Below are 21561 nucleotides of genomic sequence, written 5' to 3'. Positions count from 1 at the left end.
GTAGCCGGTTATAAACGTTCTGGCATGATGAACACACCAGTCGGCTCAGTCGATAAGGTCCTTTACGGACAGCACCATGCGCACCAGGTGTGCAAGGGAGTGGGTGCCCATCTTGTGCATAACACGGGAACGGTGGATTTCAACAGTCCTTTGGCTTATCTCTAGCTCGATGGCAATCACCTTATTGGCCTGGCCCGCGATCATCCTGTCCATGATTTCTCGCTCGCGAGGCGTCAGGCTCTTCACCCTGCGAATAATTTCCTGTTTTTCGTCCAGGGATTTGCGCTGTTCCTTATCCTGTTCCAGCGCAGCTTCTATCTTTTCGAGCAGAGCTTCTTCACGGTAGGGCTTCTGAATAAAATCCACCGCGCCTTCTTTCATGGCATCAACTGCCATAGGTACATCGCCGTGACCGGTCACAAAAATAATCGGCAGGATGGAGTGCTTTTCATTGAGCTTCTTCTGAAGCTCCATACCGTCCATGCCCGGCATCCGAATATCCAACACAATGCAACCTGCCATCTTGTCTGAGTACTCTCTCAGAAATGCGCCTGCATTTTCGTAGGTTTTCACCGGCTTGCTATCCGATTTCAGCAACAACTCCAGTGAATCGCGGACAGCTTCATCGTCCTCTACCACGTATACGGTCTGCTGGATATCAGTCATGGATGTGCACTCTCCTGTCCGTTTTATTTTAGGGCCGATCAGTGAATGGACGGATCTTTTTGATCGTCCCGGGCATGCTCCTGCCGCTCATGTTCGCGCATTTTTTCAAGCCGTTGCTGGATAATGCCAAAAACACTCTGCTTAGGGTACCTGCCTTTATCATCGGCCTTGCCGGCAGGTTTACCCAACAACAGTGTAATAGCCTCTTCCACACGGGCAACCGGATAGACGAAAAACTTGCCGGCCCTTGCGGCCTGAACCACTTCGCTATCAAGCATCAGGTTCTGGACATTGGTCTGGGGAATGATCACACCCTGGGTTCCCGTAAGGCCACTTTTAAGCTCACAGGTTGAGAAAAAGCCTTCGACTTTCTCATTAACACCGCCAATCGGTTGAACCTCTCCGAACTGGTTTACCGAACCGGTAATGGCCAGATCCTGCCTCACAGGTATACCAGACAGCGATGAAATCAACGCAACCAGCTCCGCCAGCGAGGCACTGTCGCCATCAACCTCCCCGTAATTTTGCTCAAAGGTAAGGCTGGCCGACAGATGCATAGGATCATTGATTGCGAAATGCGACGCCAACCAGGAGCTCAGGATCATGACACCCTTGGAGTGAATATTGCCGCCGAGCTTCACATCCCGCTCGATATCGATAACCGCCCCATCACCGTAGTAACAGGTGGCGGTTACCCGGTTGGACATACCAAACTCGAAGCCCCCGGTAGACAATACCGATAGCGCATTGACCTGGCCTACGCAACTGCCTGTCGTCGTCACCAGAGTTGTACCATCCCGAATGGAATCGTAGAAATGGTCACGAATACGGCTGTCCCGGTACCGGGCACTCTCCAGCGCTCGCTCCACATGCACCTCAGTGATCAATCTTGCTCCGGCCTGGCGAGCCCAGAAATCAGATTCACGGAGCAAATTGGCGATATCAGCCGCGTGCAGTGACAGCCTGTCCTGATGGTCGGCCATACGGGCACTGTGTTCAATGATTCGCGCCACCCCTTTGTTATTGCAGTGAAGCAGCTTCTTTTCCACCACCAGACTGGCAATGAACTTCGAGTACATCAGCTGGCTTTCGGTGCTGCGATACATCTCATTTTCGAAGTCCGCCGTCACCCTGAACAACTCGGCAAACTCAGGATCGTACTCCTGCAACAACATCCAGGTTTCCCGGTCACCGAACAGCACAATCTTCACATCCAGAGGGACAGCTTCCGGCTCAATGGAAATGGTGCCGGACAACGTCAGTTCACGTTCCAGGGAATTGATCTGGATAACATGGGACCTTAACGCCCGCTTCAGCCCATCCCATACGAACGGCTGCTCAAGCACCTTGATGGCATCCATCAGCAGGTAACCGCCATTAGCCTTGTGCAGGCTGCCAGGGCGGATAAGGGAGAAGTCTGTGAAAACGGTGCCTTTGTAAGTCACATTTTCCACATAACCAAACAGATTATGATAAGTGGGGTTGTCCTCCACAATCACCGGGACTTCATTGGTGCCCTGATGCACCAGAACGTTTACCAGATACCGACGCGGCGCCTTCTTATCCAGGGAAGCGTAAGCAATGGCGGCCTGCTCTTCATCGTCATCCAGAAAAATATCGAGATTCTCTGCAAGGTCTTTGCGAACGGCCTCCAGATACGCCACCACATCCGGTAACTTCTGGTATTTCTCGACCAGCTCGTCAACCTGATGACCGGAAATGCCTTCAAGGGTTTCCTGGTTGAGTGCCTGTTGCTTCTCGGCATACTCCAGCTCCCAGTCCGCCAGCTTTCGAAGCACCTGCCGCAGTTTTTTCTCAAGCTTGTTGATGACCTCCTCAAACTTGTCCCGCTGCGCATCGGTCAGCGCCTGGAAGCTCTCAGCGGTGTGGGGTTCGTCACCGTTCATCGCAACCAGCCGGTAGCCGCCCGGCGTGGTAACGGTCAGGCTGACCTTTTTGCGCCTCGCCTGAGCGGCCACCTTCTCCAGCTCGTCTTCCTGCATTTTCACGTAGTCACTCTTGAGACGCTCAGCACGCTCAAGAAAACTGTCACCCTCGAAGGTCTGGGGAATCATCTTCACCAGCCGGGACATCAGTTTTTCCATGTCCTGCTTTAACTGCGTGCCCATGCCCGCCGGGAGTTTCAGCAGTGTCGGATTCCGGGGCTCTTCAAAATTGGCGACATAACACCAATCGTGGCTTTGCTGCTCGGTGTCAACATGATGCTCCAGGTAACGAAGCATCATGGTGCGCTTGCCCAGCCCGTTGCGGCCAACTGCGTAGACGTTGTAACCGCCGTGAGGCATGGCCAAGGCAAATCGCACCGCCTCCTGAGCACGATTCTGGCCAACAATTTCAGCCAGAGGCTCAAGTTGCCGGGTCGTCTTGAATGGCAGGTCTTTCAGAACACAGGCTTTGTAGAGCTGATGCAGTGGCAATGACTTCAAGTTGGGTTCCCGTCGAGGTCGGTTTCTGGTGATAACTGAACCTGCCATTGTAGTGTTTGAGCTTCAGGCTGTCGCGTACCACTTCCTGTTTTATCCGATCAGGCCTGAGCACCCCTTCTTTGCCAACCCTGTCACAAAAACCCGCTTGGTCGTTTTTCAGGCAGGCCGCCTATTACTACACTTTCAGGTCCGGACGGATTCCGGGCACAAACAAGTACAACAAGCGTGATGGTCAATGAAATGACAAAAGGTTCCACAGATCGCCGAATCAAGGAGCGTTTCCCGGCGTCCTGCCTGACAGTTCAACTCCGGGAGCGGGGGTTCTTCGGGCGCGGAAAGCCGTCAATCGCAGTCACCTGTCTGGATCTGAACCGATATGGCATGGCGGTGCTTTGCCCTCGGCCAATGGATGCTGGCGTGCGCTTGTATCTTGAGATGCAGGGTAAGTACATCAGTGAATCCAGGGTGAGCGCGCGGGTTGTAGCTTGCGAGCCATACCAGACCGGGTTTCGTGTGAGCATGCAGTTCAGCTACTGCCTGGACAAGAATGGCTATTCCCGGTCGGTCGACAATGCGCTTTCCCGCATCGAGGGCTTTTATAACCGGTTTGCCAGTTAATCACATCAAGCCGGCATCCAGGCTGGCAGCCAGATACAGGCCCAGTTCGCGGCATTGTGACTCAAACTCTTCTTTGTAATCGCCTTGACAGACCAGCGGCTCCTGCACTTGCTTCCAGCGGAGTCCGGTAGTGATGCTGTCTATGGCCCGACGGGTACCGGTGCCGTCGTGGCCAGCGCGGATGTAATAAGCGAAGGGCAAGCCTTGGGTTTTTTCGAGGCAGGGGTAGTAGCTTCTGTCGAAGAAGTCTTTGAGGGCGCCAGACATGTAGCCCAGGTTTTCGGTGGTGCCGAGAATGATGGCGTCGCAGGCGAGCACGTCTTCAGGGCCGGCGTCCAGTGGCGCTTTAACAACCACTTCGACCGCTTCAATATCCGGGTTACGGGCACCTTTTTCTATGGCCTCCCGTAACCGCAGGGTATTCGGAGACGGTGCATGGGCTACGATTAACAGTCGCTTCATGTAACGTCTCCCTCTTTCTCTGTTCTCTTTCTCTGTTCTCTTTCTCTGTTCTCTTTCGCTGTTACAGCAGCTCTCCATTCGCTTCGGCCACGGCCTCAACCGCTTCTTTCTTAACCGGCTTCGGCATCAGCTTGTCGCGAACCTTGGCTTCGATCTCATTCGCCATATCCATATTCTCTTCCAGGTATTTGCAGGCGTTCGCCTTACCCTGGCCGATTTTGTCACCGTTATAGGCGTACCAGGCACCGGATTTGTCAACGAAGCCTTCTTTCACACCCATGTCCAGAACTTCGGCCATATGGTAGATGCCCTTGCCGTACAGGATCTGGAATTCGGCCTGTTTGAACGGCGGAGATACCTTGTTTTTAACCACTTTTACGCGGGTTTCGTTACCGGTTACTTCGTCGCCGTCTTTAACGGCGCCAATGCGGCGGATATCAAGGCGCACGGAGGCGTAGAATTTCAGAGCGTTACCACCGGTGGTGGTTTCGGGGCTGCCGAACATAACGCCGATCTTCATCCGGATCTGGTTGATGAACACCATCAGGCAGTTGGCGTGCTTCACGTTACCGGTCAGCTTACGCAGCGCCTGGGACATCAGGCGGGCCTGAAGGCCTACGTGGCTGTCGCCCATCTCGCCTTCGATTTCTGCCTTGGGTGTCAGGGCTGCCACGGAGTCGACGATGATCACGTCTACCGCATTGGAACGCACCAGCATGTCGGCAATTTCCAGTGCCTGTTCGCCAGTGTCTGGCTGTGAAACCAACAGGTCGTCCACGTTAACGCCCAGTTTCTCGGCGTAGATCGGGTCAAGTGCGTGCTCGGCGTCGATGAAGGCACAGGTTTTACCCTGCTTTTGAGCTTCAGCGATGACCTGCAGGGTCAGGGTCGTTTTACCGGAGCTTTCCGGGCCGTAGATTTCGACAATCCGGCCATAAGGCAGGCCACCAATACCCAGTGCTACATCCAGACCCAGAGAACCGGTGGACACCGCAGGAATGGCTTCGCGGGGCTGATCGCCCATTTTCATTACGGCACCTTTGCCAAACTGGCGTTCAATCTGGCCGAGTGCTGCACTGAGTGCTTTTTTGCGGTTGTCTTCCATTGTTGCCCTACCCCTGTTTACCGGAACTGCTGGCCCCGAAATCTGGCGCACAGCAGTAAGATTCGAAAAGGACACACCGGAGGCCGTCCAGTGTTTTCCTGTATATTTGAACAGTATTAAAACATATGCGTTCGCGCAGACCAACCCCTGTCTGAGTGAAAAAGATCACAGCTTTTCAAGAAACGCGGTAACCCCTTGCAACGCATACAAAACTGACTGTCGTCGCACCTGGTCGCGGTCGCCGGCAAAGCACTGCACGCGGGTTTCGGTGTTGCTCGGGCCAGTGCCCCACGCAAACCAGACTGTGCCGACTGGCTTTTCCTGGCTGCCACCACCGGGGCCGGCAATGCCGCTGACGGCAACCGCCAACTGGGAGCCCACAGCCTGAACGGCGCCCGCCACCATCTGCCGGACAACGGGCTCACTGACCGCGCCGTGCTCAGCCAGCATAGGTTCCGACACCCCCAGAATGGCCTGTTTGGCGTCATTGCTGTAGGTGACAAGCCCAGCCATGAAATAGCCCGAAGAGCCGGCACGGTCAGTCAATACTTTGGCCACCCAGCCACCGGTGCAGCTTTCGGCTGTGGCGATGGTCCACCCTTGTTGCTCGAGGAGCTTCCCCAACTGCTCGCCCGCCTCGCACAGCGCCCGATCTGAAGCTTGCATGATCTATCTCCGGTTTTTGTCTGTCCTGTGTTTTCGTCACTTTTCCAGGCGGCGCGGAAAACCGCTGACAAAGCCACGATCAATACGGTCTTTCAAGGCCCAAACCCACTTTCCGGCGACCGCAAAAGGTCCGTAGCTGCCCGTCGCCGTTTTGTCACCGCAGGCAATAAGATACAACGTGTGAGTGCGCGGCTTGAAGGCGGCAAGGCTGCCGCCCTCCATGGCAGCCATCAGATTTGCAGCCAGCACCGGACCTGCACGGACTGCATGGACACCGGAACGGCTCAACGCCTGGTCAGTTCGAGCACATACATCACCTGCGGCAAATACCTTCGGATGGCTCGTGCTCTGGTGACGGGCATTCACAAGCACAAAGCCACTGTCATCCGTCTCGAGACCGCAGTCGGAGAGGAACGAAAACGGCACAGAGCCGGTCACCGCCATGACCAGATCCGCCACCAAGGAGCGACCGTCAGACAAGCTCAGTACCTGCCCCGCTCCGGTTGCACGCAGCTCCACCACATCAATGCCGTACCGGGCCAACTGTCGGGACGTCAGCCTTCTCATGCATTGGCCGAAATCTGGCAACAGCCCTTGAGAGCCCGTAATCAGGGTCATGTGCGGAGCGCCTGTCACTGCCTGTTGACCGGCATGGGCTACGGCCATCGCAAGCTCCACACCGGCGGCTCCGCCCCCCATAATCACCAGTCGCTTTTCGGCAAGGTTGCCGGATGCCGCGAACTGCTGCCACTGTTGATGAAAGTCCTCCAGTGGCTTGATGCTGATGACCTGCCCGGCATAACCCGTCAAGCTCGTCAGATCGGTTTTAGCGCCAACATCGATCGAGAGAAAGTCGTAGCTCATTATCTGGCCGTCTGCCAGACGAATCTGGTTGTGATCTGCCATTACCGCCACAACACTGCCCATCATCAGCTTGCCACCGGCAGCGGTAACCAGTGGCTCAACTTCGATACGACACTGCTCAATTCCGTAATGTCCCGCAATCCAGCCCGGAATCATGCCAGAGTAGTATTGCCATCTTGATGGCGTAACCACGATCAGCTCTACGCCCTGCAGCCTGCTTTTCCGAAGATGTTGTAGCACGATAAGGTGTGCATGCCCGGCCCCCATCAAAACCAGTCGTTTCATGGAATCTCCGCTGACAATCGACTAAACAGTGCTGGCAAAGGTATTCTCAAGGCTGACCCTTCTAGCTGGCGTGTGACTTCCCGTTGCCCGCCCGAACACTCAAACGTTACGGAGCACCGCACACAAGTGCAATGCAATCTGACCAAATTCCGCTTCGGCACCTTGTGATGACTGAACACTCCAGACACCAAGCCAACAACACTGGGCTCGCCATCATTGTACCGGTGCTGAACGAATTGAAGGTGCTGCCAGACCTTCTCAAACACCTTCAACACTGGCAACAGAGGGGTATTGAGGTTGTGCTGGTTGATGGCGGCAGTTCGGACACCACTGTGGAAGCCGCAAAAGCCGCCGGTTTTCGCGTTATCACGGCCACCGCCGGCCGGGCCCTCCAGATGAACGCCGGTGCCCAGGCCAGCGCCTCGGCCAACCTGTTGTTTCTGCATGCTGATACGCGGCTACCGGCGAATGCGGATCAGCACCTGCAAGCAATCTTCAAAACCACGCCCCAGGCCTGGGGTCGGTTTGATGTTCATATTGAAGGTTGCTCACGGTTGCTCCCGCTGATTGCTCTTCTGATGAACATTCGGTCCCGACTCACCGGCATTGCCACAGGCGACCAGGCAATATTCATGAGCCGTGAACTTTATAACCGGGTCGGCGGTTATCCCGAGCAGCCATTAATGGAAGATATTGAAATCAGCAAACGCCTTAAACAGATCTGCGCCCCGGTGTGCCTCAAGCAAAAAGCGACAACCTCCGGCCGCCGGTGGGACACCCACGGCAGCTGGCATACCATTACACTGATGTGGCAACTGCGCTGGGCCTACTGGCGCGGCACACCGGCAAACCAACTGGCGGAGCGTTACCGATGACCCCAGTGAGGATACTCATCATGGCCAAAGAGCCCGCTCCCGGGAAGGCCAAAACCCGACTGATTCCGGCCCTGGGTGAGGAAGGTGCAGCGGCACTGGCCAACCGGCTATTGAATCATGCACTGCAGCAGGCCCTGAGCGCCAACATCGGCCCGGTTGAGCTCTGTATCACCCCCAACCCGAACAACCCGTTCTGGCAGACCCTGGACCATGCCGGAGAGTATGAGTTTTCCGCACAGGTTGAGGGTGATCTGGGCAAGCGAATGGCGACGGCAGCCCGCCGGGGTTTGAGCCGGGGCACACCCGTACTGATCATTGGTACTGATTGCCCGGACCTGTCAGCTCAACGGTTGCGGACGATGGCCGAGTCACTTCACACCCACGACTGCTGCCTGTGTCCGGTCATGGACGGCGGCTATGCCCTGATCGGGCTGCGCCGGTTTGATGCAAGCCTGTTCAGCAGTATTCCCTGGAGCACCGAGCAGGTCGTAGACATAACCAGAGCACGGATAGAATCTCTGAACTGGTCTTGTTACGAAAGCGAATGCCTGAGCGACGTAGACGAGCCGCAAGACCTCGACCGACTGGCCGAATATTATCCGCAGCTTGCCACTGACAGGGCTTGAGCAACACGGCAAGACCCGCGCATCAGATTCCGGTTTCAAAGAGCCTTCGGGGACACAACGGCTCGTGGTAACATCCCCTCCTTTTAAACCCTGGCCCTAAAGAAACCGAGGACCTATGACGGCATCCGAGAAGCACCCGGCCCAGTCGGATTTATCCCAGCACACGCCGATGATGCAACAATATCTGCGAATCAAGCGAGAGCACCCCAACGAGATGGTGTTTTACCGCATGGGGGATTTCTACGAGCTGTTCTACGACGACGCCAAAAAAGCGGCCGAGCTGCTCGACATTACCCTGACCGCCCGGGGCCAGTCCGGTGGCAACCCGATCCCGATGGCCGGTGTGCCGTTCCACGCCGCTGAAGGCTACATTGCCCGAATGGTGCGCGCAGGCCAATCCATTGCCATTGCCGAACAGATTGGCGACCCCGCCACCAGCAAAGGGCCGGTTGACCGCAAGGTCGTGCGCATCGTGACCCCGGGCACCCTCAGCGACGAGGCATTCCTGGAGGACCGTCGGGACAACCTGCTGGCAGCCATCTACAGCCACAAAGAGCAGTTTGGTTTTGCCTCTCTCGACATTTCCAGTGGCCGCTTTGCCGTCGCAGAACTGGAAAGCCTGGAAGCCTTGCAGGGCGAACTCCAGCGCCTGCGCCCGGCGGAAATCCTGATCAGTGAAGACTTCCCCTACGGCGACGTACTGGAAGGCTTTACCGGGGTGCGCCGGCAAGGCCCCTGGCTGTTTGAAGCGGATTCAGCGCGGCGGGTGATTACCCAGCAACTGCAGGTCAAAGACCTCACCGGTTTTGGCTGTGAAGATCTGCATCTGGCCATCTGTGCTGCGGGCTGTCTGCTGCAGTACGCGCGGGAAACACAGCGCACCGCCTTGCCCCACATCCGCAAACTCACCCGGGAGCGCCGGGAGGATGCAGTGATTCTGGACGCCGCCAGCCGCCGCAACCTGGAGATCGACACCAACCTGATGGGTGGCCAGCAGTACACCCTGGCCTGGGTGATGGACCGCACCGCCACAGCCATGGGCGCCCGGGAACTGCGCCGCTGGCTCAACCGGCCGCTGCGGAATGTCGACGTTGTGCGCCAGCGCCAGCACGCGGTCTCCGCTCTGCTCGATGGTTTTCACTACGAGCCGGTACACGACCTGCTCAAGCGAGTCGGCGATATCGAACGCATTCTGGCCCGAGTTGCGCTGCGTTCGGCCCGGCCACGGGATCTGGCACGCCTGCGTGACGCTTTCGAGACACTGCCGGAGTTGCAACAAGCCCTGAAACCGGTGAGCTCGCCTCACGTCGCCAGTCTTGCCAAGTCCGTAAGTGAGTACCCGGCCCTGGCAGACCTGCTGACCCGGGCCATTATCGAAAACCCGCCCGTGGTCATCCGCGAGGGCGGTGTGATTGCCGAAGGCTTCGATGAAGAGCTGGACGAGCTGCGTAACATCAGCGAAAACGCCGGCCAGTACCTGCTGGATGTCGAAACCCGGGAGCGGCAGCGCACCGGCATTTCCACCCTGAAAGTGGGCTACAACCGGGTGCACGGCTATTACATTGAAATCAGCCGAGCTCAGTCAGACCAGGCACCGGTGGATTACATCCGCCGCCAGACCCTGAAAAACGCCGAGCGCTTCATCACTCCGGAACTGAAGGAGTTCGAAGACAAGGCTCTGAGCGCCAAGAGCCGCGCCCTGGCCCGGGAAAAAGGCCTGTACGATGAGGTTCTGGAAACCGTCGCCGAACAACTTGCACCGCTGCAGGATGCCGCCCAGGCCCTGGCCGAGCTCGACGTACTCAGCAACTTTGCCGAGCGCGCCACCAGCCTGCGCTTCACCGCGCCGGAGTTTACCGAGCAACCCGGTTTTGATGTGGAAGAAGGCCGCCACCCGGTGGTGGAGCAGCTGTTGGACGAGCCGTTTGTTCCCAACAACCTGTTGATCGACAACAAGCGCCGCATGCTGGTGATTACCGGCCCGAACATGGGCGGTAAGTCCACCTACATGCGCCAGGCCGCGCTGATTGCCCTGCTGGCCTACACCGGCAGCTTTGTGCCAGCCAACCGGGCGGTTCTGGGGCCCGTGGACCGGATCTTTACCCGGATGGGTTCGTCCGATGACATTGCCGGTGGCCGCTCCACGTTTATGGTAGAAATGACCGAAACCGCCAATATCCTGCACAACGCCACCGAGCACAGCCTGGTGCTGATGGATGAGGTCGGCCGCGGCACCAGCACGTTTGACGGCTTGTCGCTGGCCTGGGCCACCGCCGAACATCTGGCAAAGGAGATTCGCTGCTACACCTTGTTCGCTACTCATTATTTCGAACTGACCCAACTGGCCGATGACCTGGAACACGCGGTGAACGTTCACCTGACCGCCACCGAACACGACGATTCCATCGTCTTCCTGCACAACGTGCACGACGGCCCCGCGAGCCAGAGTTACGGTCTTCAGGTAGCAAAACTCGCCGGTGTGCCCCAGGATGTCATCCGCCACGCGAAGGCGCAGCTTGCCCACCTGGAAGGAAGCGCAGCCAATCCGTCCGTTCCGGTACAGGCGCGTATCGAGGAACCCGCCCCCAAAGCCGCCAGGCAACCGGCCAGCACGCAAGCGGTTTATCAGGGAGATATGTTTGCGATGGCAGAGCCAAGCGCAGTGGAAGAAGCCCTTCAGCAACTGGATATTGACGACCTGACACCCCGGGATGCCCTGAACCAGCTTTACGAGCTGCGGGCATTGCTGAAGAAATAACAGGAAACTGGGCCAAACTTGATCTGTGTAATAAGGTTATAGCAGGCCAAAGCTTGCGGCTGCGCGGGGCGCTCCCTACAATATCGCGCACAAATTATAGAAGGGGCCGGATTTTCAAGGCTCCTGATGAGACTGAACGTTCTACGAACCAGGGATCTGACTATGGCGTTTATCGTTACTGATAACTGCATCAAGTGCAAATACACCGACTGCGTGGAAGTCTGTCCGGTAGACTGCTTCTACGAAGGCCCCAACTTTCTGGTCATCGACCCGGACGAGTGCATCGACTGCGCGCTGTGCGAGCCTGAATGCCCGGCCGAAGCGATTTTCTCGGAAGACGAGCTGCCGGCTGATCAGGTTGCCTTTGTTGAAATCAACGCCGACCTGGCGGGCAAGTGGCCGAACATCACCGAGAAGAAAGATCCGCTGCCAGACGCCGCAGAATGGGATGGCAAGCCAGACAAGCTTCAGTATCTGGAGCGCTGAGCCCAGCCGTTACTGATAACAAAAAGGCCGGAAGATGTTCGTCTTCCGGCCTTTTTGTTGGCGCAGGCTTCAGGTGGCTCGGTACGATCAGTCCACCAGCAGTTTCTTGACCGCGGCTGAGCGGTAGAAAGCACCAAGCCGCCGACGCAGTAACGCTTCAACGTAGCCTTCCTCTCTCAGCACGTCGACCACCGGTAAAGCCAACTCTGCCAGCTCCGTGACAATCACTTCACGGGTCACGCCAACGTCCTGAAGTAAAGCGATGACGGGTTTACTGCCATATTTTGCATACAGGTGCTCAACCGCAGCCTGTGCGCAACCTTCGAAATAGGCGGTTTCCCGGAAGTGCAGCCAGAAGTCATACCCCAGCACTACAAACTCCTGAAGCTCCACATCGCCCAAGCCGTCTTTGAGCTCCGAAATGGTGGATCCTTCGAGCGTCACCCAGGCCGCCATCACGCTGTCCCTGAGCTCGTCGTCCGTGAGCGCCTTGTGCAGGAATTGTTCGCTGCGTGTGATCAGCCCCGGCAAGCTGTCGGACAACCAGGCCTTGATGCGCCGTTCAAAGGTTTCGTCCAGCCCTGGCACCGCTTTATTGGCCATTTTCTTGCCAAACTTCATCATCGAACCCACACCCGGAACCGAGCGGGTCAGCAGGTTGTCTTCATAGAGGTAGTTCACCAGCCCGTGGTAAACCACATTGGATACCAACTCCTGATACACCGGATGCGCCATGATCCCGGCAATAATGCGCTCCCGCTGCTGGCGAAGTTCCAGAGCTTCTTCAATAAAAGCACTGGCCTGATCACGGGACAAGATCTCACCCAAAGTGGTGTCTGCCTGCACCGGCGCGCTCATTACCTCAGTCGCCATTTCTGCGGCCAGCTCCGGTATCCCCGCATCGAGCTCCATATCGATAACAATACGCCGGATCACCCCCATCACCTGCTCGGAACTGACGAGCTGCTCCAGAGGAACCGTTTCAGCATGCTTCAGTAGCTCATCAACCTCAGCCTCCAGAAACTTCCTCAGTTTGGCACCTTTGAGAGAGGCCATCTCATGCTTAACGTGAGCCTCAAACAGAGTATCGGCTAAGTTGGGCGTAGGTTTGGTCATAACACTGGCATCCTTTGGCACGGTTCCTGAAATATGGCATGAGGCTATCACGGAAACCCGCGAGCCGGGTTTGCCTGAATTACCGGGAATGGGGTGAGAAAGGGCCAGTCAAGCAGACTGGCCCCAAAGACTACTGAAAATCGCTGAATTCATGTGGTTCGGAAGCCAGCGCGAGGCAGATGCTGCCCGGCCCCACATAGATTGCACTGGTGATTCCCATCTGGGACAGCAGCAATTCGACACCGTTGCTTTCGCAGGCGTCCCGGAGACGATTCAAGCCCGGCAGGTCCTCAATCTCGGTCCAGCTCAGACCACAGGAGAGACTGACATAGGGCGTCAGCAGGCCGGCCTCCACCCGGGCACAGGCGTAATTCATCACTTTTTCGACCGCCACATTGAAGTCACGGGTTTTTGCGACCGGATTACCGGCAGCACCCTGCCCAAAAATCACCGGAGTGATGTTCAAAGCCTTTCCGAGAAAGGCTGCAACAAAAGACACACTCTTGTCGCCCCGGCGACGCGCTCGCTCGCGGATGTAATGAAGATCTCGGGGAATCACGCATGTGTAGATTTTGTCAGTAAAGGTTTCCACCTCCTGCCGCAACGCGTTCTTGGGCATCTTCTGGCTAATCAGTCTAAGCGTGTGTGCCGCCAGCAAACCCTGGCCGGCAAAGATCTGTTTGCTGTCGATGACCCGCATGGAAAACTTGCCTTCCAGGCCTGCCGTCTTGCGCGCTTCTTCGTAATTGGCCATGACGGTGTTCATGGCCTCACTGGCATTCTGGAAGATCAGACTACGGCTGCGAGTCACGGTTTCACAAATAGCCACGTCAAACTGGGTAACAATCTTTTCCATGAACAAATCATGGATCTGCTGTGCGGAAAACGCCTGGGTTTCCGCCTCATGGCCCTTATCCAGAAGCCCACTCTGGTAGAACTCCTGCGTTTTCACCGGGTCATGGGTATCAATATAGGTTTGACCATCAATGATGGCGGTTACGGGCAGAACAAACAGATCGTGTTTGCGGGCAAATTCGTAGGGTAGATCACAGGCGGAATCAACAATCAGACCAACTCGCATGCGGCATGCCTCCAGATTCAGGCTACTCCCGAACCGGGGCGCCCTTTTTTGTCATTATTTTTAGGGCCAACAGTGTTGCACAAACTGGCGAAAAATTCAGCAGCCTGATTAAGTCAAACAATAAAAAAGGGAGGCACAAGGCCTCCCAAGGACACACAGTGGGTTGATGCCGCCGCCGAACACGGCGGCATCAGGTTCAGTGTTCTTTTGCCGCTTCGGCCCCCGGTGCCTCCGGGTCTGACGTGAAGCCGAGCAAGTGCGTACGTTCGATGAGGAAGTACAGGATGGCACCGGTGGCCAATCCCCAGCCTGCTCCGTAGACTGCCAGCACCACACCCATGGTGCCCGCAATGCCCCGCTCGGTGTTGTTCTCCAGTTGCTCCAGGCCCACCATCAAACAGATGTAGCCAGTCAGCAGCAGAGTCAGGGACAGAGCGATCGGCAGCACCGGCTGGAAGAAGCTCACCAGTGGCAGCACAAACAGCGCGATAAACCCGGTGATCCAGAAGGTGCCACCACCGCTGTAGATGGAGTCCATCGCATTACGACCGTACTTGTAACGCTCCGCCATGGTAGCTGTTACCGCCGTCCAGATCGGACCGGCGAGGCCTGGATAGGGTGCGAAGAAGGCGTGACCACCGTTACGGATCGCGGTGACCAGGTGAACGCGGTCAACGCTGTTGTCGATGTCTTCGTCTTTACGCAGGTGATCAACACGGTTCATCAGGGACTGACCAACCACGATGTCACCAAAGGCGATAACATAAGCGATTACGGCGGTCGGAATGGCGTACAGGAAGATGTTCAGATCCGGAAAACCAACGCTGAACGGCAGGTAGTTCCACAGTTGATCAAAAGCCGGCTTGGTGATGCCCCACTTAACATCGGGTACCGCATATTCACCGGTCGCAAAACCCACCAGAATGGCGACGATCATACCCGGCACCATGCCGTAGTTGGCGATTTTCCGGGCCAGAGCGTTGGTATCCACGAAGCCCTTGAACGACACCGAGAACATCAGGTAAAGGCAAACCAGCCCACCGACGATCAGGGAGATCGGGGTATTGGCCAGACGGCCGCCGGCCTCGATCTCACCCATCAGAGCGGCAATACCGGCACCGATGATGATACCGCCTTTCATGGAGCGTGGGATCCAGTTCACCAGCTTACTGCCGAGGCGAGTGACGCCAAGAATCAGGAAGATAAGGAACACCAGGAACTGCAGTGCAAACAGTGCCTGAATGGCCTCTGGCCCTGGCTCGTAATCCGAAAGGAACAGAAGAACCACGGGAATACCGGGCGTAATCCAACCCGGCACCAGGGGCACACCCAGCAACGCGGGCAGCATGAAGCCGATGCCACAAACCACCACGTAGGCCAGGGCAACGTCGTAGGGGACACCCAGGTATTTTTCCAGCAACGGAATCATCGCCAGACTGACCACGAACATGATCAGTGCCTGCACCATCTCCGCGAATTCCCAGCGGTAATGGACAAACGGAAGACGTACCTTGAACGGACCAGCCGGCCAGAACGGCTGTTCTTCACCGTTTTTTCTGTGGAACATTTGCATAATACTACCTCCGGGCACGCCTGCTCAGGGTGCCAGTCAATGTTGTTTTTGTGGTGAGAGTCGGTGGCACCAGCTGGCGCCACCGTTCAGGAGATCAATTCAGTTCTTTGGCCTGATCCCGCAACACGAACTTCTGGATCTTGCCGGTCGATGTTTTCGGCAATTCCGAGAAGACAACGGTTTTGGGTACCTTGAACCGAGCCAAATGCTCACGACAGAATTCGATGATGTCTTCTTCAGACACATCGCCTGCCTCAGGCTTGAGGGTGACGAAAGCGCAGGGTGTTTCGCCCCACTTTTCGTCCGGGCGCGCCACAACGGCCGCTTCCATGACCGCCGGGTGACGGTAGAGGGTATCTTCAACCTCAATGGTGGAGATGTTCTCACCACCGGAGATGATGATGTCTTTCAGACGGTCCTTGATTTCCAGGTAACCGTCTTCATGCCATACCGCCAGGTCACCGGTGTGGAACCAGCCACCACGGAAGGCTTCTTCCGTTGCTGATGGATTCTTCAGGTAGCCTTTCATCACGGTATTGCCACGGAGGAAAATCTCACCAATGGTCTTACCGTCCTTCGGTACCGGCTGCATGGTGCTGGGGTCGCCAACCATGGTGCCGCCCAACGTGTGATAACGAACGCCCTGACGTGCCTTGATCTGGGCGCGCTCGCGCAGGGGCAGCTCGTCCCATTCGGACTTCCAGGCACACACGGTAACCGGGCCGTACACTTCCGTCAGGCCGTATACGTGAGTCACCTTGATACCCAGTTCTTCGATGGCACCAATCACCTGGGCTGGGGGCGCCGCACCGGCGGTCATGGATTTCACTTCGTGATCAATGCCGGCTTTGGCTTCCGGAGAGGCGTTCAGCAGAGCATTCAGGACGATCGGCGCGCCGCACATGTGGGTCACCTGGTGATCGCGAATCAACTGGAGAATCTTCTCCGGATCCACCCGGCGCAGGCACACGTGGGTACCCGCCATGGCCGTGATGGTCCAGGGGAAGCACCAGCCGTTGCAGTGGAACATCGGCAATGTCCACAGGTACACCGGGTGCATATCCATCGACCACACAGCCTGGTTACCCAGCGAATTGATGTAAGCACCGCGATGGTGATACACCACACCCTTCGGGTTACCGGTAGTGCCGGACGTGTAATTCAGAGAAATGGCATCCCACTCGTCGGCCGGGAAGGCCCACTGGAATTCCGGATCGCCTTCCTGCAGAAACGCCTCGTAATCGAGATCGCTTACCTGCACGCCTTCGCCATACTCCGGGTCGTCGACATCGATCACCAGCGGCTTATGTTCAAGATGACGAACGGCATCCTTGATCACCTGACCGAACTCGCGGTCGGCAACTACCACCTTGGCCTCACCGTGCTCCAGCATGAAGGCGATCGCGTCGGCGTCCAGGCGAACGTTCAGCGTATTCAGCACGGCACCCACCATCGGCACACCAAAGTGGCATTCGACCATGGCGGGAATGTTCGGCAACATAACCGCAACCGTGTCACCCTTGCCAATGCCCCGCCCCTTGAGCGCAGAGGCCAAACGACGGCAACGGTCATAAGTCTCGGCCCAGTTGCGACGGATGGCCCCATGAATGATTGCAGGGTAGTCCGGATACACACTGGCCGTGCGCTCGATAAAATCAATGGGGGACTGGACAGCGTAATTGGCGTCCCGGGGCGTCAGGCCCTGGTCAAAGATCGAAGTCATTGGCGTGGTCCTCTAATCTCGGATGTTGTTCTTATGGCTTATGGCGTATTCAGAAGAATAGCCAAAGCAGCTATACTTCAAATTGCCGAAAATGGTAGAACACAGCAACAATGCTAGAAACTCTACCATGGTATTATAGGATTTTTACTATAACCTTATGAGTAAGCCTAAACAGCCCGTCGCTTTCAGCCCACTGCTGGCCAAAGACCCGCACCCCACCCTGATCGTGACCGCCAGGGCAGAAGTGCTGGCCACGAATGCTTCAGCGGATGCTTTACTAAACAAAGCACAGCTCGATACCCCTGGCCAGTTACTGCCGGTAAACGCCGAAGCGTTAGTCAAATCAGCGTTGGATCAGGGCCGCGCCATCGAAAATGTCGAGTCCCGGTTTGCGGGCACCATCTGCCTCTGGTGTTTCATTCCCGACCAGGACAACCAGCAGGTGCTGGTGCGTGGACGAGAGGCCACTCAGGACATCATCACCCGGGAAGAAGCGCTCCGCTCCAGCCGCCTGTACCGGCTGATCACCGAGAACACCACCGACCTGATCTCCCGGCACGCTCCGGATGGCCGCTTCATTGACGCGACGCCTGCTTCCTGGCGACTGCTCGGTTACTGGCCGGAAGAGTTACGTGGCAAGGCGCTCGAAACGGTGTTCCAGGGTGAGCATGCGGCTGAACAGCTGGCTCTGACCCGGCACCGGCTGGGGGAAGACGGTTACGCCACCATGACCCTGGAAATCCTGCACCGTAATGGCAGCCGGCGCTGGTTCGAGATTGCCAGCCGAGCCATTCGTGAAACCTATACCGGTGCCGTGGTGGAAGTGATCAGTGTCTCCCGCGACATTACCGCCCGGGTGGAGTCAGAAGAACAGACCCGCCTGCTGGCGGACGAACTGGCCCACACCGCGCGCCTGGCAACTCTGGGTGAGCTGGCCTCCAGCATTGCCCACGAGATGAATCAGCCGCTCGCCTCCATTGTGAATTTTGCCTCAGCAAGCCAGCGTTTTCTGAAAGAAGCGGACCAGCAGCCGGAAAAACTCACCAAGGTGGACGACGGCCTGCAGAAAATCGTGCACCACGCAAACAGGGCATCAGAAGTCATCAAGCGGTTGCGGGCGTTTCTTCGCAAAGGTGAGAAACGTATGGGGCCGATATCACTGAACGCCGTGATCACAGACGTTGTCCGACTGTGTCAGTGGGAAGCCGACAAGAACGGCGTGCGGCTGTATGAAAACCTGGCGGGTGACTCCCCCGTCATTACTGCAGATCCGGTGCTGCTGGAACAGGTATTGATTAACCTGATCCGTAACGGCATCGAGGCCAACGTAGAGGCGAATCCGGACCCGGGCAACGCCGGAGCCTCGCGCATTGTGGTCAGCACCTGCGTGAACGACCAGCAGGAAACCCTGATTCAGGTTTCCGATGAGGGGCCAGGGCTGAGTGACGAAGGCATCCGCCAGATGTTCCAGCCGTTTTACACCAGCAAACCCAAAGGCCTCGGTCTCGGGCTGTCCATGAGCCGCTCGATTATCGAAGGTTTTGGTGGCTTCCTCGATGCCACCCGACTCGAAACCGGAGGTCTGGCGTTGATCTGCCGGTTCCCCGCCAATAACCCTCGCGGCATTCCGAAAAATCGCTCAGGAGTAGATCCCGATGTCCGGTAATCCCCAGTCTCCAGCCAACACCGTGTATGTGGTCGACGACGATGCCGGCATGCTGGAATCCACGCAATGGTTACTGGAATCCGTAGGGCTTGAAGTTAAAGCCTACAGTGACGGCCGGCAGTTTCTGGAGGCGGTGGAAGGTTGTCGCCCCGGCTGCGTGGTATTGGATATCCGGATGCCCGGGCTGGGGGGGCTGAATGTGCAGGAGGAACTGCAGAAGCGGGACCTGGATGTGCCCATCATTTTTATCTCCGGGCACGCCGACGTGCCGATTGTTGTGCGCGCCTTCAAATCCGGCGCTTTCGATTTCATCGAAAAACCCTTCAACGAACAGCTGCTTCTGGACAGCGTTCAGCAGGCGCTTCAGCAGGCGACATCGGCTCAGGAAAAGAGCCCGGCCAGCGCCGATACCGAAGCCCTCATCGACACCCTCACCCGCCGGGAACGGGACGTATTCCTGCCTCTGGCCCAGGGTTACACCAGCCGGGAAATTGCCGAGCAGCTGGACGTGAGCGTCAAAACCATCGACCTGTACCGGGCCCGTGTAATGAAACGGCTTGGTGCCGATCGACTACCAGATGTGACCGGCATCGCCATTGCCGCCGGCCTGCTGGACCCCGAGCACCTGCGCGGCGTTCAGGCGCCCTGATCGCGAATCTCGTGGGCCAGGGCACCCAGTCGGATAACCGCCTTTTCAATGCGTTCGCTCCAGGGATTACCGCCGTTCAGTCGCAAGCAGTTCTCGAATTTGTTGGTGGTGGAGAACATCAGGCCAGGCGCCACGTTGATGCCTTCCTGCCTGGCCCGACGGTACAGTTCGGTGCCTGACACACCCACCGGCATCTGAACCCACAGCACAAAACCGCCCTGAGGCCGGCTCACCGCGGTACCCTCCGGGAAAGACCGGGCCACCGCCGCACGCAGCCGCTCAATGCCCTCACGATAATGCTGCCGGGCCTGACGCAGGTAACGGTCGTAACCGCCCTGCTCAAGAAAATGCGCCATTGCCAACTGCGGAATGGTTGAGGTGGCCAGGTTCACGAAATATTTGTGTTGGCGGGCGCTGGCCATGTGGCGCCCCGGGATCATCCAGCCCAGCCGAAGACCAGGCGAAACGGTCTTCGAAAACGAACTGCAGAAAATCACGTTGTCGGAGCGATCGAAGGCTTTGGCCGGCCGCGGACGCTCACCCGAGTGATAGAGATCGCCGTAAATATCATCCTCGATCAATGGAACATTGGCGGCCGCCAGCATGGAGACCAGCTGCTGCTTGCGCTCGTCGCTCATCCGGGCGCCCATCGGATTGCTGTGATTGGGCACCACCACGCAGGCCTTCAGCGGCCATTGCTCAAGCGCCAACTGAAGACCCTCCAGGCTCATCCCTTCGGATGGGTGGGTAGGGATTTCAATCACCCGCAAGCCCACCACCTCCAGCGCCTGCAGAATGCCCGGGAAAGACGGCGATTCTACCGCAACAATGTCCCCGGCCTGGGTAACCGCCCGCAACGCCAGAATAATCGCCTCCTGCGCACCATTGGTGGCCAGCACATCTTCCGGTGACACCGGCACCCCCAGGGTTGCCATACGCTGGGCAATCTGGCGCCGGAAACTTTCCTTGCCGGGAAAGGCGTAATCCAGCGTTTCCAGCCCGCGCCTCGCGGCCCAGATCGTGCTCTGCTGGATCTGCCGGACCGGCAGGTAATCCGGGTGAGGAATGGCCGTTGCCAGCGGCACCATCCGTTTTTGCTCATCCGCACACAAATCCAGCGTCATTTCCCGGGCAGACACCGGCAAAGGCCGGGTACGCTGATCCGGCATGCTCGGCTCCGGCACATCCCGGGCCGGCAGACACACGAAATAACCGCTGCGCTCCCGGGCCTGAAGAAAACCACGGGCTTCGAGGGTCTGATGTGCCTGCAGCACGGTAGAAATGCTCACCCCGAACTGTCGACTGAGAGCCCTGACGCCGGGCAGGCGATCACCCGCCCGATAAACGCCATCCGCAATCAACCCCTGTAACTGATCAGCCACCTGATTATAGAGCGCACCCATATCCGCCTCCCGCCATCACAATCCATCGATTCATCAACCTATTGGACCAGAACCACCGACAAAACCGGCAGTACAGATCGGCTATTTTCTGTACGGCACAGATGCCAAAAGCCGACGACTGTACCGGTTCAATAACAACTTAACTGAATCTGTTATGGAAGTCTGGCCCGGCAGACAATGAGATCCGGATCAGAGAAGAAGGAGCTTCACCATGGCAACAGCAACCTCACCGCTGGCCCAGGCAGCCGATGTAAGACAATTACGCACCCGGCGCAGCCGTAAGGATGTGCTTGGCCTCTCGGACACCCGCGCAACGGCGCACCCGACCTTGTTACAGGCGTTCCAGACACTTGCGCAGGCCGGATACCATGTCAGCCAGACCGGACCGACGCACTGGATCATCCGGGGCAGGACGCCCTTGCCCGAATTTCATTGCTACAGTGAAGGCGAAATACAACAGTTCGCCGCTAGCCGAACATGACACAAGCCAAT

Annotated in this window: 19 protein-coding genes; 8 read left to right on the top strand and 11 right to left on the bottom strand. The window is 57.3% G+C overall.

Annotated features, from left to right (window positions below):
- Nucleotides 1-45: 45 nt before the first annotated feature.
- Both fixJ and QPL95_RS00530 read right to left on the bottom strand, forming a co-directional pair.
- Entirely contained in the window at nucleotides 46-666 is a 621-nt protein-coding gene (fixJ, locus tag QPL95_RS00535) for a response regulator FixJ (protein WP_303289071.1), read from the bottom strand.
- A gap of 38 nt (nucleotides 667-704) precedes the next feature.
- Nucleotides 705-3113, bottom strand: coding sequence for a Lon protease family protein (locus tag QPL95_RS00530; protein WP_303289070.1), 2409 nt, complete (start codon nucleotides 3111-3113; stop codon nucleotides 705-707).
- A gap of 240 nt (nucleotides 3114-3353) precedes the next feature.
- Here QPL95_RS00530 and QPL95_RS00525 point away from each other — a divergent pair, with 240 nt between their 5' ends.
- Complete coding sequence (locus tag QPL95_RS00525; RefSeq protein ID WP_303289069.1) at nucleotides 3354-3731, top strand: PilZ domain-containing protein; 378 nt, start codon at nucleotides 3354-3356, stop codon at nucleotides 3729-3731.
- On the opposite strand, the gene QPL95_RS00520 is transcribed toward QPL95_RS00525, so the two are convergent.
- From QPL95_RS00520 to QPL95_RS00505, 4 genes are all read right to left on the bottom strand, one after another.
- Nucleotides 3732-4193: a flavodoxin family protein gene (locus tag QPL95_RS00520; protein WP_303289068.1), complete on the bottom strand. Its 462-nt coding sequence runs from the start codon at nucleotides 4191-4193 to the stop codon at nucleotides 3732-3734.
- 61 nt (nucleotides 4194-4254) lie between these two features.
- On the bottom strand, nucleotides 4255-5298 hold the full coding sequence (gene recA / locus QPL95_RS00515) for a recombinase RecA (RefSeq protein ID WP_303289067.1): 1044 nt from the start codon (nucleotides 5296-5298) through the stop codon (nucleotides 4255-4257).
- Nucleotides 5299-5463: 165 nt separating this feature from the next.
- Nucleotides 5464-5964, bottom strand: a complete 501-nt coding sequence (gene pncC, locus QPL95_RS00510; RefSeq protein WP_303289066.1) for a nicotinamide-nucleotide amidase — start codon at nucleotides 5962-5964, stop codon at nucleotides 5464-5466.
- Nucleotides 5965-6000: 36 nt separating this feature from the next.
- Nucleotides 6001-7113 carry an FAD-dependent oxidoreductase gene (locus tag QPL95_RS00505; protein ID WP_303289065.1) on the bottom strand — a complete coding sequence of 371 codons (1113 nt, stop codon included), beginning with the start codon at nucleotides 7111-7113 and terminating at the stop codon, nucleotides 6001-6003.
- 167 nt (nucleotides 7114-7280) lie between these two features.
- Here QPL95_RS00505 and QPL95_RS00500 point away from each other — a divergent pair, with 167 nt between their 5' ends.
- The 4 genes from QPL95_RS00500 (at nucleotide 7281) to fdxA (ending at nucleotide 11858) form a co-directional block, all read left to right on the top strand.
- Nucleotides 7281-7988, top strand: coding sequence for a TIGR04283 family arsenosugar biosynthesis glycosyltransferase (locus QPL95_RS00500; protein ID WP_303289064.1), 708 nt, complete (start codon nucleotides 7281-7283; stop codon nucleotides 7986-7988).
- A 20-nt stretch (nucleotides 7989-8008) separates the two neighbouring features.
- Complete coding sequence (locus QPL95_RS00495; RefSeq protein WP_303289063.1) at nucleotides 8009-8614, top strand: TIGR04282 family arsenosugar biosynthesis glycosyltransferase; 606 nt, start codon at nucleotides 8009-8011, stop codon at nucleotides 8612-8614.
- 115 nt (nucleotides 8615-8729) lie between these two features.
- Nucleotides 8730-11372 (top strand): DNA mismatch repair protein MutS, encoded by a 2643-nt coding sequence (gene mutS / locus QPL95_RS00490; protein WP_303289062.1) that lies wholly within the window; start codon nucleotides 8730-8732, stop codon nucleotides 11370-11372.
- A 162-nt stretch (nucleotides 11373-11534) separates the two neighbouring features.
- Entirely contained in the window at nucleotides 11535-11858 is a 324-nt protein-coding gene (gene fdxA, locus QPL95_RS00485) for a ferredoxin FdxA (RefSeq protein ID WP_303289061.1), read from the top strand.
- A gap of 87 nt (nucleotides 11859-11945) precedes the next feature.
- Here the strand turns inward: fdxA and QPL95_RS00480 are convergent, their stop codons facing one another.
- The 4 genes from QPL95_RS00480 to QPL95_RS00465 form a co-directional block, all read right to left on the bottom strand.
- A complete protein-coding gene (locus QPL95_RS00480; protein ID WP_303289060.1) occupies nucleotides 11946-12974 on the bottom strand; it encodes a hypothetical protein in 1029 nt (342 codons plus the stop codon).
- Between the two features lie 130 nt (nucleotides 12975-13104).
- The gene (locus QPL95_RS00475) at nucleotides 13105-14055 is read right to left on the bottom strand and encodes a DegV family protein (RefSeq protein ID WP_303289059.1); all 951 of its coding nucleotides are present in this window, start codon (nucleotides 14053-14055) and stop codon (nucleotides 13105-13107) included.
- 196 nt (nucleotides 14056-14251) lie between these two features.
- Nucleotides 14252-15628, bottom strand: coding sequence for a solute carrier family 23 protein (locus QPL95_RS00470; protein WP_303289058.1), 1377 nt, complete (start codon nucleotides 15626-15628; stop codon nucleotides 14252-14254).
- Between the two features lie 94 nt (nucleotides 15629-15722).
- Nucleotides 15723-17351 carry an acyl-CoA synthetase gene (locus QPL95_RS00465; protein ID WP_303289057.1) on the bottom strand — a complete coding sequence of 543 codons (1629 nt, stop codon included), beginning with the start codon at nucleotides 17349-17351 and terminating at the stop codon, nucleotides 15723-15725.
- 157 nt (nucleotides 17352-17508) lie between these two features.
- On the opposite strand from QPL95_RS00465, the gene QPL95_RS00460 reads away from it, so the two are divergent.
- Both QPL95_RS00460 and QPL95_RS00455 read left to right on the top strand, forming a co-directional pair.
- Complete coding sequence (locus tag QPL95_RS00460) at nucleotides 17509-19017, top strand: sensor histidine kinase (protein WP_303289056.1); 1509 nt, start codon at nucleotides 17509-17511, stop codon at nucleotides 19015-19017.
- Nucleotides 19007-19666: a response regulator transcription factor gene (locus QPL95_RS00455; RefSeq protein WP_303289055.1), complete on the top strand. Its 660-nt coding sequence runs from the start codon at nucleotides 19007-19009 to the stop codon at nucleotides 19664-19666. Before QPL95_RS00460 ends, QPL95_RS00455 begins: the two co-directional genes overlap by 11 nt.
- Here QPL95_RS00455 and QPL95_RS00450 read toward each other — a convergent pair.
- Nucleotides 19654-21069 (bottom strand): PLP-dependent aminotransferase family protein, encoded by a 1416-nt coding sequence (locus QPL95_RS00450; RefSeq protein WP_303289054.1) that lies wholly within the window; start codon nucleotides 21067-21069, stop codon nucleotides 19654-19656. The two genes, QPL95_RS00455 and QPL95_RS00450, sit on opposite strands and share 13 nt — an antisense overlap.
- 211 nt (nucleotides 21070-21280) lie before the next feature.
- On the opposite strand from QPL95_RS00450, the gene QPL95_RS00445 reads away from it, so the two are divergent.
- Complete coding sequence (locus QPL95_RS00445) at nucleotides 21281-21550, top strand: hypothetical protein (RefSeq protein ID WP_303289053.1); 270 nt, start codon at nucleotides 21281-21283, stop codon at nucleotides 21548-21550.
- Nucleotides 21551-21561 lie beyond the last annotated feature (11 nt).

It is taken from the genome of Marinobacter sp. SS5-14b (genome assembly GCF_030541005.1).
GTDB lineage: Bacteria > Pseudomonadota > Gammaproteobacteria > Pseudomonadales > Oleiphilaceae > Marinobacter.
Note: the sequence above shows the minus strand (reverse complement) of the source record. Positions and strands in the feature narration are given on the sequence as shown.

Excerpts from the sequence above, each read along its gene's own strand:
- fixJ (WP_303289071.1), bottom strand. The coding sequence starts at position 666 with ATGACTGATATCCAGCAGACCGTATACGTGGTAGAGGACGATGAAGCT.
- QPL95_RS00525 (WP_303289069.1), top strand. The coding sequence starts at position 3,354 with ATGACAAAAGGTTCCACAGATCGCCGAATCAAGGAGCGTTTCCCGGCG.
- QPL95_RS00520 (WP_303289068.1), bottom strand. The coding sequence starts at position 4,193 with ATGAAGCGACTGTTAATCGTAGCCCATGCACCGTCTCCGAATACCCTG.
- recA (WP_303289067.1), bottom strand. The coding sequence starts at position 5,298 with ATGGAAGACAACCGCAAAAAAGCACTCAGTGCAGCACTCGGCCAGATT.
- pncC (WP_303289066.1), bottom strand. The coding sequence starts at position 5,964 with ATGCAAGCTTCAGATCGGGCGCTGTGCGAGGCGGGCGAGCAGTTGGGG.
- QPL95_RS00505 (WP_303289065.1), bottom strand. The coding sequence starts at position 7,113 with ATGAAACGACTGGTTTTGATGGGGGCCGGGCATGCACACCTTATCGTG.
- QPL95_RS00500 (WP_303289064.1), top strand. The coding sequence starts at position 7,281 with ATGACTGAACACTCCAGACACCAAGCCAACAACACTGGGCTCGCCATC.
- QPL95_RS00495 (WP_303289063.1), top strand. The coding sequence starts at position 8,009 with ATGGCCAAAGAGCCCGCTCCCGGGAAGGCCAAAACCCGACTGATTCCG.
- mutS (WP_303289062.1), top strand. The coding sequence starts at position 8,730 with ATGACGGCATCCGAGAAGCACCCGGCCCAGTCGGATTTATCCCAGCAC.
- fdxA (WP_303289061.1), top strand. The coding sequence starts at position 11,535 with ATGGCGTTTATCGTTACTGATAACTGCATCAAGTGCAAATACACCGAC.
- QPL95_RS00480 (WP_303289060.1), bottom strand. The coding sequence starts at position 12,974 with ATGACCAAACCTACGCCCAACTTAGCCGATACTCTGTTTGAGGCTCAC.
- QPL95_RS00475 (WP_303289059.1), bottom strand. The coding sequence starts at position 14,055 with ATGCGAGTTGGTCTGATTGTTGATTCCGCCTGTGATCTACCCTACGAA.
- QPL95_RS00470 (WP_303289058.1), bottom strand. The coding sequence starts at position 15,628 with ATGCAAATGTTCCACAGAAAAAACGGTGAAGAACAGCCGTTCTGGCCG.
- QPL95_RS00465 (WP_303289057.1), bottom strand. The coding sequence starts at position 17,351 with ATGACTTCGATCTTTGACCAGGGCCTGACGCCCCGGGACGCCAATTAC.
- QPL95_RS00460 (WP_303289056.1), top strand. The coding sequence starts at position 17,509 with ATGAGTAAGCCTAAACAGCCCGTCGCTTTCAGCCCACTGCTGGCCAAA.
- QPL95_RS00455 (WP_303289055.1), top strand. The coding sequence starts at position 19,007 with ATGTCCGGTAATCCCCAGTCTCCAGCCAACACCGTGTATGTGGTCGAC.
- QPL95_RS00450 (WP_303289054.1), bottom strand. The coding sequence starts at position 21,069 with ATGGGTGCGCTCTATAATCAGGTGGCTGATCAGTTACAGGGGTTGATT.
- QPL95_RS00445 (WP_303289053.1), top strand. The coding sequence starts at position 21,281 with ATGGCAACAGCAACCTCACCGCTGGCCCAGGCAGCCGATGTAAGACAA.